Source organism: Curtobacterium sp. SP.BCp (genome assembly GCF_051903255.1).
GTDB lineage: Bacteria > Actinomycetota > Actinomycetes > Actinomycetales > Microbacteriaceae > Curtobacterium.
On sequence record NZ_CP194338.1, the window covers coordinates 39,666 to 53,379 of the forward strand.

Sequence of the window (13,714 nt, forward strand, 5' to 3'; positions counted from 1 at the left end):
CCACACCCTGCGCGCGCACGGGCGGTGTTCATGGTGGGGCCTCATACACTCGTGCACGGTCCGGGTCGATCCCCCGGGCACCCCTGTATGCAGCTCTTCCGCACCATGTTCGCCGCGGCCGCGTCGACACTCGTCGCGCTCGGCCTCGTCGTCGCGCCCGTCGACGCCCCGTCCGCGAGCGCCCTGACGACCGCGTCCTCCGTCGAGACCGCTCCCGCCGAGGTGTCGAACGCGACCGAGGGCACCACGAGCGTCACGGTGTCCCCGGCGAACCGCGGGATCGTGCACCGCGACGAGGACCTCACGCTCTCGGTCACGGTGACGAACGACACCGACGAGGCGCTCCCCGCGGGCTCGGCCGAGCTCGACATCTCCCGGGTGGTGAGCTCGCGCGACCAGCTCTCCGACTGGCTCGTCGACACCAGCACGACCGGTTACCCTGGCGCCCCGATGGACACTGTGGACGTCCCGGCCGTTCCGGCGCACCGTTCGGTCACCCTCCGCTCGGTGAAGATCGTCCCGGGCAACGTCGGACTCGGGGGCTACGGCTCGTTCGGTCCCCGACGCATCGCGGCCGTCTACACCGCGGGCGAGACGACCGCCATCGCGCGCTCCGCCATCACGTGGGACCCGGCGTCGGCCGAGACCTCGGTGGGCGTCACCCCGGTCGGGGTCTCGGTCGCGATGCCGATCACCCTGCCCCACTCGTCGAGCATGTTCGTCGGGGCCGACGAACTCGCCGCCGCGACCGCGGTCGACGGGACGCTCACCCAGCAGCTCCGCGCCGCCGAGGGGCACAACGTCGCGGTCGGCATCGACCCGCGCATCATCGCGTCGATCCGGATCCTCGGCCAGAACGCACCGTCGAGTGCGACCGCGTGGCTGCAGGACCTCGAGGACATCCGCAACGAGACCTTCGCGCTGCCCTGGGCCGACGCCGACGTCACGGGGCTGCGGCAGGCGGGCGCGGACGGCGTCCTCGCGCCGATCTCGCTCGACGCGGGCATCCGTCCCGAGAACTTCCCCGGCGCCTCCACGCCGAGTCCGACCCCGTCGGCGACCGCTCCGACGGACGCGCCCTCCACCGCCGCACCGGGCGACACCGCAACCGCCTCCCCGACCGACGGAGCCACCGGCGCGGCCGACGGCACCGCCGACGGCACCGACCCGGACAGCACCGAGGTCCTCCCCACGACCTCGTCGCTCCTCGACTTCGACTACTCGATGGACGACGTCGCGTGGCCGGTCGAGGGCACCGTCTCCCAGGGTGACCTCCCGGCGCTCCGCGAAGCTGGCACCACGACGACGATCGTCGCGAGCGGGAACACCTCCGCTGGGGCCGACACCACCATCCCGGCGTCCGAGCGCATCGGCTCCGACAAGGTGCTCGTGGCCGACCAGGCGATGTCGTCGCTCCTCCGCCAGGCGGCGACCGCGTCCGACCAGCGCACCTGGGACACGGCGATGTCCGAGCTCACCGCGACGCTCGCGAGCGCGGCCCGTGCCGGCACCGCGACGTCCCCGGTCCTCCTCACCCTCGGTCGGGACTGGCCGTCGGACTCCACCCGGCTGTCCCAGGCCCTCGACGCACTCGAGAGCACCCCGTGGGCCGCGCCGACCGACCTGTCGTCGACCGCGTCGGCGACCCCCGGTTCGCTGACGTTGACCAAGGCGTCGGACGGCGATGCCCGCATCGACCGTCTGGAGCGGCTGGTCCGCGCCTCGGAGGCCCTGTCCGGCTTCGCCACGGCGCTCGACACCCCCGAGGACGTCACCGCACCGGCACGACTCCAGCTCCTGGCCCTCGCGTCGAACTCCTGGCGCACGGACGACGACGCCCTCGACGCGGCGATCACGAACCGGGTGGCGGCTTGGGCGCGGACGACCGACTCGGTGACGATCACGGACTCGAGCAGCCTCACGCTGCTGGGCGACCGGTCGTCCCTGCCGATCTCGATCCGCAACGAGTCGATGTACCCGGTGACGGTCCGGCTCTCCGTCCAGCCGTCGAACTCGGCGCTCCGGGTCGTCCGCAACGACATCGTGGTCAAGGTCCAGAGCGACTCCTCGACGCGCACCACGGTGCCGGTGCAGTCGGTGGCGAACGGCAAGGTGTCGCTCACCCTCGCGCTGACGACCCCCACCGGGCAGACCATCGCGCAGCCGGCCACCGTCGAGCTGAACGTGCAGGCGCAGTGGGAGACGGTCATCACCGCCGTCGCCGGCATCGCGCTCGTCGCGATCTTCAGCTTCGGCATCTTCCGGAGCATCCGCAAGCGGGCGCGACGTCGCCGCGGCGAGACCGACGACGAGGACGACGACCCCAACCGTCCGCTCGCCGAGCAGCCGGGTCTGGCGGGTCAGTCGGTCCAGGCGGGTCCGTCGGTCCAGGCGGGTCAGCCGGGAGGCCCGGTGCCCGTCCGCCACGCAGCAGCGGCCGCGCGGTCTGCCGCGGTCGCAGGGCCCCGCGTCGGTCCGCAGGACGGCCCAGGCGGGCCGGTAGCCGCGGCTGCCGCATCGCGGCCTGACCGTGAGCACCTCGACGAGGCGAGCCTCGACGGCGGGGCCGGGGCGGGCCTCCAGGCAGGTTCCGGTGACCACGACGAACCGTCGGACGACCCCGCGAGCCGGCCCACTGATCGACCCGCCGAGCAGCCCGCACCCGAGGAGCCCCTCATCAGCGCCACCCAGCCGCAGTCCGTCGTCGACGCCGAACCCGTCGCCGAGCGCAGCCTCGGCCGAGCGAGCGCGATGCTCGCAGCCGGCACCATGGTGTCGCGCGTCCTCGGGTTCGCGAAGACGATCATCCTGGCCTACGCGATCGGCCAGCAGGGCTCCGTCGCTGCCGACGCGTTCGCCGTGTCGAACCAGCTGCCGAACAACATCTACGCGCTCATCGCGGGGGGTCTGCTGTCGGCCGTGCTCATCCCGCAGATCGTCCGGTCGATGCAGCAGCACACCGACGGCGGTACCGCGTACGTCAACAAGATCGTGACGCTCGGCGGGACGGTCTTCGTCGTCATCACGATCATCGCCACCGCGCTGGCACCGTTCCTCGTCTGGGCGTACAGCATCCAGGCCGGTGACGGATCGAAGGGCTTCACCCCGGCACAGACGGACCTCGCCGTGGCCTTCGCGTTCTGGTGCCTGCCGCAGATCCTCTTCTACGCGATGTACTCGCTCCTCGGCGAGGTCCTCAACGCCAAGCAGGTGTTCGGGCCGTTCACGTGGGCGCCCCTCATCAACAACGTCATCGCCGTCAGCGGGCTCATCGTCTTCATGGCGTTGTTCGGGGACCGCTCGGTGAACGCCGGCCTCGACGACTGGACCCCGGCGAAGATCGCGGTGCTCGCGGGCAGCGCGTCGTTCGGCGTCGTCGCGCAGGCCGCCTTCCTGCCGTTCTTCTGGCGTCGTGCCGGTCTCACCTACCGCCCGGACTTCCGGTGGCGGGGCGTGGGGCTCAAGGCGACGGGGACCGCTGCCGGGTGGCTCTTCGCGATGATCCTCGTCACGCAGCTCGCCGGCCTCGTCCAGTCACGTGTCTCGTCGCTCGGGACCGGGGCCGCGGGCAACGCGGTGCTGCAGAACGCCTGGCTGCTGTTCATGCTGCCGCACTCGATCATCACGGTGTCGATCGCGACGGCGTACTTCACGCGGATGAGCCACGACGCCGAACGCGGCGACCTCGACGCCGTGCGGCGGAACCTGTCCCTCAGCCTGCGGATCGTCGGACTCTTCACCGTGTTCGCCTCCGTGGCGCTCATGGTGGTGTCGGTGCCGTTCGGCCGGATCTTCGCGAGCACCTTCGACGGTGCACTGTCGATCGGTGCCGTGCTCCTCGCCTACATGCCCGGACTCGTCCTGTTCAGCATGCTGTTCGTGATCCAGCGGGTGTTCTGGGCGCTGCACGACCACCGCACGCCGTTCCTCATGCAGTGCGTCCAGTCGGTCCTCTTCGTGATCGGGGCCCTCTCGGTGTCGCTGCTCCCGGACACGGTCATCGGGTTCTCGATCGCGGCGTGCACGACGCTCGCCGGCTCGGCGCAGACCGTCCTCGCACTCGTGCTCGTGTCGCGGCGACTCAAGGGCATGGAGGGTGCGAACGTGACCCGGTCGCACCTGCAGTTCATCGTCGCGGCGCTCGTGGCCGGAGCGGTCGGCCTCGTGGTCGTCTGGTTCTTCGGAGCGTTCAGCGCGAGCGGGTTCGCGATGTCCGACGCGACCGGAGCGGTCCTGACGATCGTCCTCACCGGCGTCGTGATGGCGCTCGTCTACTTCGGTGTGCTGGCGCTCGCGCGGAACCAGGAGATCCGCGGGGCGGTCGACATCGTCCGGGCCCGGTTCGGTCGCTGACCCCGGGTCCGACCCGGTCGCTGTCCCCGGACCCGCTCGGTCGCTGACCCCGCGCGCGGCCCGGTCGCCGGTCCGCGTCCCGTCGGCCGCTGGCCGCGCTGCACGGGTGGCGTGGAATGTCGCGCCGGTAGCATGTGTTGACCCGGTCAGCACTCAACGGAAGGGCAGCGAGGCATGCGCCAGCTCATCATCATCGGTTCCGGTCCGGCCGGGTTCACCGCCGGCATCTACGCCGCGCGAGCGGAGCTCAAGCCCCTCATCGTCGCGTCCAGCGTCGAGACCGGTGGCGAACTCACCAAGACCACCGAGGTCGAGAACTTCCCGGGCTTCCCCGAGGGCATCCAGGGCCCCGACCTGATGATCAAGATGCAGGAGCAGGCCGAGAAGTTCGGCGCCGAGGTCCTGTACGACGACGCGGTGTCGGTCGACCTCACCGGCCAGGTGAAGAAGGTCACCGTCGGCTCCGGCGAGACGTACGAGGCCCTCGCGGTGATCTACGCGACGGGTTCCGCCTACCGTCACCTCGGCCTCCCGGACGAGGAGCGCCTGTCTGGTCACGGCGTCTCGTGGTGCGCGACCTGCGACGGCTTCTTCTTCCGTCAGAAGAACATCGCCGTCGTCGGCGGTGGCGACTCCGCGATGGAAGAGGCGACGTTCCTCACGCGCTTCGCCGACAAGGTCACGGTCATCCACCGCAAGGACACCCTGCGCGCGTCGAAGATCATGCAGGACCGCGCCCACAACGACCCGAAGATCGAGTTCGCGTGGAACAAGGAGGTCATCGGCATCGACGGTGAGTCCTCCGTGACCGGCGTGCAGCTCCGCGACACCGTGACCGGCGAGACCTCCTCGCTCGAGCTCGACGGACTCTTCATCGCGATCGGCAACGACCCGCGGACCCACCTCATCCACGGGCAGATCGACATCGCGCCGGAGGGCACCATCGCCGTCCAGGGCCGCTCGTCGAAGACCAACCTGCCGGGCGTGTTCGCGGCCGGTGACGTCATCGACCCGACCTACCGTCAGGCGATCACCGCTGCCGGTTCGGGCACGGTGGCCGCGCTCGACGCGGAGAAGTACCTCGCCGAACTCGACGACGACCTCACCGTGCCGGCCGAGGGCGTCACCCCGGAGTCGCCCGTCACGGTCGACGTCGAGGCCGCACGCGCCTGAACCCGGGGAATGTCACAGCGGTTCGTCCGTTGTACCCACCGAACGACTTCTCGGCTGCGACCGGGATCCACGAAGGAGCACACATGTCCAACGCCAAGGCAGTCACCGACGCCACCTTCTCGGACGAGGTCCTGAAGTCCGACAAGACGATCCTCGTCGACTTCTGGGCCGAGTGGTGCGGTCCGTGTCGCGCGGTCTCGCCGATCCTCGACCAGATCGCCGCGGAGCACGCCGACAAGATCGAGATCGTCAAGCTCAACGTCGACGACAACCCGCAGTCGGCCATGAACTACCAGATCACCTCGATCCCGGCCATGAAGGTCTTCAAGGGCGGCGAGGTCGTCAAGACCGTCATCGGCGCCAAGCCGAAGCCGGCGCTCGAAGCCGACCTCGCCGAGTTCCTCGCGTAGTCGGCCCGACACGCTCGAACGCCCCGTCCCCGGTCCCGGGGGCGGGGCGTCCTGCTGTCGCTGGCCGGGCACCTGTGCGTCCGGTGGTGCGTTCTCTCACGATGCAGGCCACGGGAGGCCGATCGGACCCCGGGTTTCCGCAGCACATGTCGTAGTGTGGCGGGAATGCCTCAGTGAACGGAGCACACGATGACGAACGGCACCAGCCTCGACCCCTGGTACGACTCCTACGCCCAGCGCACCGCCGGGCTGAGCGCCTCCGAGGTCCGAGCCCTGTTCGCCGTCGCATCGCGCCCCGAGGTGGTCTCCCTCGCCGGGGGAATGCCGTACGTCTCCGCCCTGCCCCGTGAGCTCGTGACGGGCTCGATCGATCGCGTGATGGCCGAGGACGCCGCCATGGCGCTCCAGTACGGCGGAGGGCAGGGCCTGCGGTCCCTGCGCGAGCACATCGTCGACGTGATGAGCCTCGAGGGCATCCGTGCCTCGGCGGACGACGTCGTCGTGACCACCGGCTCGCAGCACGCCCTGGACCTCGTCACGCGACTCTTCATCGATCCGGGCGACGTCGTCCTGGCCGAGTCACCGTCCTACGTCGGCGCGATCGGCGTCTTCCGCTCGTACCAGGCCGAGACCGTGCACGTGACCACCGACGAGCACGGCCTCGTCCCGGAGGCTCTGCGCGAGGCGATCGCGAACCTCCGGACGCAGGGCAAGCGGATCAAGTTCCTCTACACGATCCCGAACTTCCACAACCCCGCTGGCGTCACGATGAGCCGTGAGCGCCGGATCGAGGTCCTCGACATCTGCCGCTCGAACGGCATCCTCGTGCTCGAGGACAACCCGTACGGGCTCCTGTGGTTCGACGAGCCGGCACCTCAGGCGATCCGCTCGATCGACGACGAGGGCGTGGTGTACCTCGGCTCGTTCTCGAAGACCCTCGCGCCGGGCTTCCGGGTCGGTTGGGCACTGGCTCCGCACGCGATCCGCGAGAAGCTCGTACTCGCCAACGAATCGGCCGTGCTCGCGCCGAACTCCTTCGGGCAGTACGTCGTCAACGCCTACCTCGACGCGGCCGACTGGAAGGGTCAGATCGACACCTTCCGTGGGCTCTACGCCGAGCGCCGCGACGCCATGCTCTCCGCGCTGGGGGAGTTCCTGCCCGACCTCACCTGGACCCGACCGAACGGTGGGTTCTTCGTGTGGCTCACCCTGCCGGACGTCCTCGACTCGAAGGGCATGCTGCCTCGCGCGGTGAAGGAACTCGTGGCCTACACGCCGGGGACCGCGTTCTACGCAGACGGTCGCGGCGGCGGGAACATCCGGCTGTCCTTCTGCTACCCGACCGCCGAGCAGATCCGGGTCGGGGTGAAGCGTCTCGCGACGGTCGTCAACGACGAGCTGGAGCTCCTCGAGACGTTCGGTTCCGCCACGCGGCCGAACACCGTCGTCCGGCCGTCGTCGTCGGTGTCCGCTCCGCCGCCGAACATCTCCTGATCAGCACTTTCGTTCGTACTCAGCACGGAGGACCATCCTCATGGCCGCGCCCGCACACCGTCACGTCGTCGTCGTCGCCGGAGGGATCTCACACGAGCGTGACGTCTCCCTCCGCTCTGGTCGACGGGTCGCCGACTCCCTGACCGGCTACGGCTGGAACGTCGACCTCCGGGATGCGGACGCCTCGCTGCTGCCGGCTCTCGCCGAATCACGCCCGGATGTCGTGTGGCCGGCTCTGCACGGCGCCTCCGGAGAAGACGGGGCCCTGCGGGGCATCCTGGAGGCACTCGACATCCCGTTCGTCGGCTCGCGTTCCACGTCGGCCCGGCTGGCATGGGACAAGCCCACCGCGTCCGCGCTCGTCGCGCGCGCCGGCGTCCGGACTCCCCGGTCGATCACCCTGTCGCACGACGTCTTCCGCGAGCTCGGTGCGGTCGGGGTACTCGCGGCCATCGCCGGTGAGCACCCTGTCCCGCTCGCGGTGAAGCCGGCCCGTGGCGGCAGCGCTCAGGGAGTCACCCTGGTGGACGACGTGAACGACCTGCCCCGTGCGATGGTCACGGCGTACACCTACTGTGACGACGTCGTCGTCGAGCAGCTCATCCGGGGCGTGGAGGTCGCCGTCGGCATCATCGACACCGGCGACGGCCCGGTCGCTCTCTCGGCGGTGGAGATCGTGCCGAGGAGCGGAATCTACGGGTTCGAGGCGCGGTACAACGCCGGTGAAACGACGTTCTACACCCCCGCGCGCCTCTCGGCAGAGCAGGCGGCTTCCGTGTCCGCGGCCGCCGTCGCCGCGCACGAAGCGCTCGGCCTCCGGCACCTGTCGCGTGTCGACCTCATCATCGACGGGGCCGGGACGCCGTGGTTCCTCGAAGCCAACGTCCTGCCGGGCCTCACTGAGACCTCGCTCGTCCCGCAGGCCCTCTCCGCATCGGGATTCGATCTCGGCTGGACCTACGCGGAACTCGCCGAGCAGGCGATCCGCGACGACGCGCACTGACCCCGCGATGCAGCCAGGGCGTGTTCCACGTGGAACATCCCTCCTGACCGCGGGTACCGGGATCGCCCTGGCGGTGATGATCGCCGCCGACGTTCTGCACGCTCACGCGAGTCGGCGTGGCCACGGACTCGCGGCCACGCCAGATGCGATGGCCGCCGGCTGCGTGGTGGTTCTCGGCTTCGCGAACGGCCACTCACGGATCAACATGATCAATCGTTGGCGCGCTCGAATCGCCCTTCGGAGTGCGCGCGGTCGACCCGGCACCACGATCATCTGTAGCGGGGGAGCGGTCCGCGGCTCCATCGCCGAGGCCGAACTCCTTCGTCGTCACCTCCGCGACGACCTCGGTTGGTCAGGCAGAGTCGTCGTCGAAACGGAGAGTCGCTCCACGTGGGAGAACGTCCGCAACGTCACGCCTCTTCTCGCCGACGCACAATGGATCATGTTCGCGTCCAACAGTCTGCATGCAGAGAAGGCACGGCGCTATCTCCGCCGCCAGCGTCCGGATCTCGCACGTCGGCTGGTACCTGGTCCGGACCATCGCTGGGGCGAAATGGCCGCGGTCAAGCCAGTGTTCGCCGCAGTCGGCGTCTGGAAGCTTGCACGCCTGCGACGTTCCACGTGAGACAGCTGTCGAGCCGGCGCTGGTCGCAGCGCCACCGCTCTGCCCTGACGTTCCACTGTTCCACGTGGAACATTGCGTCATGGGGTGCGCACGAACGCCACAGCCTTGAGGCGCGTCCGCTTGTGCGAGCGTACTCGCGACCCCGCGCGACGATGAGTCAGAGAGGCACTGCGCGACCGAGCTCCGGTGTGCTCAGCGCTGCAGGCCTGCAACGTTCCACGTGAAACAGCGGTCAAGCAGGCGCCCGACGTCCCAGAACAGCCGCACCCTGCCGTTCCACGTGAAACGGTCGATCATGAGGAGTCCCGCGACAGCCTCTAGGGCGTGACGCTTCGTCGACGCGTCCGCGGAACTCACCGCCACCACGCGCCAGATGAGCGTGCACGAACCACTCAACGGGCTCTGGCACCGCTGCGGATCCCGGGGCACACCGACACTCAAGACGAGGACGTTCGGCCCGGAGACAGCCGCACAGGCCGCTGCTGAGCCCATGGGCGCGTGACCTCGTGCGGCTGACGATCAACGCCCGAGGCTCCCGCCGCCCGTGGAGCGCAGTGCGGAGGAGTGCGGAGGAGTGGGGAGGAGTGCGGCGCACACTTCCGCAGGAGGAGACACCAGCGCCGCCGATGACCGCCTACTCGGCGATGTCGCGGATACCGAGCTCGGCGAGGATACGGTTCAGGTCTTCGCCGTTCGCGAAGTCGATCGTGACCGAGCTCTTCCGCGCGCCGACGGCGATCTTCACCCGGGTGTTCAGACGATCGCCCAGGCGTTCTGCGAGGTCGTCGAAGTGCGCCTGACGCTTCGCCGGCTGCTGCTTGGGCTTCGCCGGAGTTCCGGCGGCGAGCTGCTGCGCCAGTGCTTCAGCGGTGCGCACGGAGAGGTCTTCGTTCACGATCTTCTCGGCGAGGTACTCCATCGCCTCTGCGTCCGGGGCTGCCAGGATCGCCCGAGCGTGGCCCGCGGACAGAACGCCTGCTGCGACTCGCCGCTGCACGGGAGAGGGGAGACGCAGCAGACGGATCGTATTGGTGATCTGCGGCCGCGAGCGACCGATCTTCTGCGCGAGCTGCTCCTGCGTGATGCCGAAGTCGGCGAGGAGTTGCTGGTACGCCGACGCCTCTTCGAGCGGGTTCAGCTGTGCGCGATGCAGGTTCTCGAGCAGCGCATCGCGCAGCATCGCGTCATCGGGGGTTTCCTTGACAATGGCGGGAATCGTGCTGAGGCCCAGCTCCTTCGTCGCGCGGAGCCGACGCTCACCCATGATGAGTTCGAACTGAGGCTCCGTACCGGAGGCACCAGTGATGGGGCGCACGACGATCGGTTGCAGGACTCCGATCTCCCGGATCGAGTGCACGAGCTCCTGGAGTTCCTCCTCACGGAACTCCTTGCGCGGCTGATGTGCGTTCGGGACGACGTCGAGTGGATTCAGGTTCGCCAGCCGGGCGCCGGGGACGGCCACGAGGTCTTCTGCCGTCGGCGCCGATGCCGGCGAGCCCCCTGTCGGGAAGAACACGTCGACGGGACGGTCCTGCTGCTCGGTCGCCGTCGGGATGAGGGCGCCGATGCCTCGGCCGAGTCCGGTTCGCTTCGGTGCCATCAGTTCTGCGCTCCTCGTGCTGCGATCTCGGAAGCCGCCTCCAGGTAGGAGAGCGAGCCGGTGGAGTTGACGTCGTACGCCACGACGCTCTGGCCGTAGCTCGGGGCTTCGCTGACACGGACCGAGCGGGGGATCATCGACTTCAACACCTGGTCGCCGAAGTGCTCCCGGACGTCCGCAGCCACCTGGTTCGCGAGGTTCGTCCGGCCGTCGTACATCGTCAACAGGATCGTCGAGACGCGCAGCTTCGGGTTCAGGTGCCGCTCGATGAGCTCGATGTTCCGCAGCAGCTGGCTCAGGCCCTCGAGCGCGTAGTACTCGCACTGGATCGGGATCAGCACTTCCTCCGCAGCGACAAAGGCATTGATCGTCAGGAGGCCGAGCGACGGAGGGCAGTCGATGAAGACGTAGTGGTACGGCTCGTCGAGCGACTCCAAGTACTGGTCGAGTGCTGTCCGCAGCCGTTGTTCACGCGCCACGAGCGACACGAGTTCGATCTCCGCGCCCGCAAGGTGGATCGTCGCCGGCACGCACCAGAGCGTCTCCGACTCGGGGGAGCGCTGGACGCAGTCGGCGATGGGCGCCTCGTCGACGATGACGTCGTAGATGCTCGCAACCTCAGCCTGGTGATCGACTCCGAGGGCGGTCGATGCGTTCCCCTGCGGATCCAGGTCGATCACCAGAACGCGAGCGCCACCGTGCGCCAGGGCGGCAGCCAGGTTGACCGTCGTCGTGGTCTTCCCGACCCCACCCTTCTGATTGGACACCGTCATGATGCGGGTCTTCTCCGGCAGCGGGAACTGCTGGGTCGCGATGGCCCGCCGGCGTCGGTTCAGGTCAGCGATCTCACGAGCGAGCGGCGTCGACGCGTCGTAGTCGGTGGATGAACTCAACGAGTGCCCTCTTCCCCGGTTCGTGTTTCACGTGGAACGCGGAGCGCTGCTGCCGGCGTCAATCAACTGTAGCCCGGAACACGCGCGTGGTCTCCTCGACCACACCGTCTCCGAGCTCGAGGACCTCGACGTCGCCGAGCCGTTTGCGCAGGATGACCTTGCGAGCCTTCTCGACCTCTTCGTCGACTCGCGCACCCTTCATCAGGATGAGCTGTCCGCCCGAACGTACGAGCGGAACGGTGAGGGGAATGAGCTTCGACAGCGCTGACACGGCACGGGCAGTCACCTGGTCGACTACGATGTCGTCAGCGACGTCCTCGGCGCGCGCCCGGACCACCGTCACGTTGTCCAAGCGGAGGCGCTCGACCTCGGCGTTCAGCCAGTCGACGCGGCGCTCCATCGGCTCGATGAGCGTGAAGTGCACGTCCGGACGCGCAATCGCGAGGACCAGGCCGGGCAACCCGGCACCGGAGCCGACGTCGGCGACCCGGCCACGAGCCTCGAGGAGGGGAGCCAGGAGTGCGGAGTTGAGGATGTGTCGCGTCCACAGCCTGGGCAGTTCGAGGGGGCCGATCAGCCCCAGTTCCTCACCCCGCCGTGCGAGTTCGTTCGTGAAGGACCGCGCGAGCTCCAGGCGGTCACCGAAGAGCGCCGCCGCAGCGGCCGGTTCGACTTCGAGCTCCGGAGCGGAAGCCTCGGTCATCGCGTGACGACGGTGTGCCGGTCGCGGCCCTCACCCTCGGACTCCGAGTGGAAGCCCTTCTCGGCGACGAGGTCGTGGACCAGCTTGCGCTCGTAGGACGACATCGGGGGGAGCGCCGCCGAGGACGATCCGCCCTCGATCCGCTCGATCGCGGTGTCGACGAGGCGCTGAAGCTCCGACGCACGGGTGTCGCGCGAGCCAGCGACGTCGAGGATCAGGCGGCTGAACTCGCCCGTCTCCGCCTGCACCGCGATGCGGGTGAGCTCCTGGAGCGCCGTCACGGTCTCCGGCTTCGACAGGACGCGCAGGGAGTCACCGTCGTCCGTGACGGACAGGTACACCCGGCCAGCGCGCTCCTCGATCTCGATGTCTCCATCGAGGTCGCAGATGTCGAGCAGCTCCTCGATGTAGTCACCGGCGATGTCGGCCTCGTCGCGCTCGACCTCGTCGTGGTCGGTCTCGGGCGCCTCGGCGGTGGTGGTGTCGTCCGTCACTTACTTCTTCCCGTTCTTCTTCGACCGGTTCTTGCCGACCGGCTGCTGACGCTGCGTCGTGACCCGCACGGGCTCGACCTCGACCGCGGCTGCGCCGGCACCGGCCTCCGCGAGCACCGGGGTACCGCGGCGCTGGGCCTTCTTCGCGAGGCGGGCCTCGCGGGCGAGGGCGGCCTCGGAACCCGGGGTCGGCATGCTGCGGATGACGAAGTACTGCTGCGCCATCGTCCAGATGTTCGAGGCGAGCCAGTAGAACATGACGCCGAGGGGGAACGAGAGACCCGAGATGACGAAGACCAGCGGGAGGATGTACAGCATCATCTTCTGCTGGCGGTACATCGGAGACTCCTTGGTCTCCGGGGACATGTTCTTCGCGACGAGCTGCAGCTGCGTGATGAACTGCGACGCCGTCATCACGACGATCATGAAGCCCGCGATCACCCGGACTTCCCAGCCCGACGCGTTGGTGAAGGTCTCGTGCAGGGGGGCGCCGAAGAGCGACGCGTTGCCGAAGGAGCGAGCGAGGTCGCTGGAGAGCAGGCCGATGCCCGTCTTGTTGATCTGCGCCTCGTGCAGCACCGAGTACAGCGAGAAGAAGATCGGCATCTGGATGAGCAGCGGCAGGCAGGAGCTCAGCGGGTTCGTCCCGGTCTCCTTGTAGAGCGCCATGGTCTCGCGGCTCATGGCCTCGCGCGAGAACTGGTCCTTCGTGCCCTTGTACTTGTCCTGGATCTTCTTGAGCTGCGGCGCGACCTCGAGCATGCGGCGCTGCGACTTGATCTGTCGGACGAAGATCGGGATCAGCGCGGCGCGGACCACGAAGGTCAGGAAGATGATCGACAGCACCCACGTGATGCCGGCACCCGGGTCCATGCCGAGGTTCTCGAAGATCCAGTGGAAGCCGACGAGGATGGCGGAGACCACCCACTTGAGCGGCCAGAGGATCGTTCCGATGAAGTCCATGGG

General features: G+C 68.9%; 11 protein-coding genes. 6 read left to right on the forward strand and 5 right to left on the reverse strand.

Annotation, left to right across the window (positions count from 1 at the left end):
• Positions 1-87: 87 nt before the first annotated feature.
• From ACRQ4C_RS00215 to ACRQ4C_RS00240, 6 genes are all read left to right on the forward strand, one after another.
• On the forward strand, positions 88-4,353 hold the full coding sequence (locus ACRQ4C_RS00215; protein WP_439689621.1) for a DUF6049 family protein: 4,266 nt from the start codon (positions 88-90) through the stop codon (positions 4,351-4,353).
• A 174-nt stretch (positions 4,354-4,527) separates the two neighbouring features.
• The gene (gene trxB, locus ACRQ4C_RS00220) at positions 4,528-5,526 is read left to right on the forward strand and encodes a thioredoxin-disulfide reductase (protein WP_439689622.1); all 999 of its coding nucleotides are present in this window, start codon (positions 4,528-4,530) and stop codon (positions 5,524-5,526) included.
• Between the two features lie 83 nt (positions 5,527-5,609).
• Entirely contained in the window at positions 5,610-5,936 is a 327-nt protein-coding gene (gene trxA / locus ACRQ4C_RS00225; RefSeq protein ID WP_022832611.1) for a thioredoxin, read from the forward strand.
• 189 nt (positions 5,937-6,125) lie between these two features.
• Positions 6,126-7,430 (forward strand): PLP-dependent aminotransferase family protein, encoded by a 1,305-nt coding sequence (locus tag ACRQ4C_RS00230; RefSeq protein ID WP_439689623.1) that lies wholly within the window; start codon positions 6,126-6,128, stop codon positions 7,428-7,430.
• 40 nt (positions 7,431-7,470) lie between these two features.
• Positions 7,471-8,433 carry a D-alanine--D-alanine ligase family protein gene (locus ACRQ4C_RS00235; RefSeq protein ID WP_439689624.1) on the forward strand — a complete coding sequence of 321 codons (963 nt, stop codon included), beginning with the start codon at positions 7,471-7,473 and terminating at the stop codon, positions 8,431-8,433.
• A gap of 76 nt (positions 8,434-8,509) precedes the next feature.
• Complete coding sequence (locus ACRQ4C_RS00240; protein ID WP_439689625.1) at positions 8,510-9,058, forward strand: YdcF family protein; 549 nt, start codon at positions 8,510-8,512, stop codon at positions 9,056-9,058.
• 634 nt (positions 9,059-9,692) lie between these two features.
• On the opposite strand, the gene ACRQ4C_RS00245 is transcribed toward ACRQ4C_RS00240, so the two are convergent.
• The 5 genes from ACRQ4C_RS00245 to yidC are packed head-to-tail and all read right to left on the reverse strand — an operon-like array spanning position 9,693 to position 13,711.
• Positions 9,693-10,658: a ParB/RepB/Spo0J family partition protein gene (locus ACRQ4C_RS00245; RefSeq protein WP_439689626.1), complete on the reverse strand. Its 966-nt coding sequence runs from the start codon at positions 10,656-10,658 to the stop codon at positions 9,693-9,695.
• Positions 10,658-11,551, reverse strand: coding sequence for a ParA family protein (locus ACRQ4C_RS00250; RefSeq protein WP_290133380.1), 894 nt, complete (start codon positions 11,549-11,551; stop codon positions 10,658-10,660). The genes ACRQ4C_RS00245 and ACRQ4C_RS00250 overlap by 1 nt, the downstream gene beginning before the upstream one ends.
• A gap of 58 nt (positions 11,552-11,609) precedes the next feature.
• A complete protein-coding gene (gene rsmG / locus ACRQ4C_RS00255; RefSeq protein WP_439689627.1) occupies positions 11,610-12,254 on the reverse strand; it encodes a 16S rRNA (guanine(527)-N(7))-methyltransferase RsmG in 645 nt (214 codons plus the stop codon).
• Positions 12,251-12,748 (reverse strand): protein jag, encoded by a 498-nt coding sequence (locus tag ACRQ4C_RS00260; protein ID WP_439689628.1) that lies wholly within the window; start codon positions 12,746-12,748, stop codon positions 12,251-12,253. The genes rsmG and ACRQ4C_RS00260 overlap by 4 nt, the downstream gene beginning before the upstream one ends.
• Entirely contained in the window at positions 12,749-13,711 is a 963-nt protein-coding gene (yidC, locus tag ACRQ4C_RS00265) for a membrane protein insertase YidC (protein ID WP_439690926.1), read from the reverse strand.
• Positions 13,712-13,714: the final 3 nt, after the last annotated feature.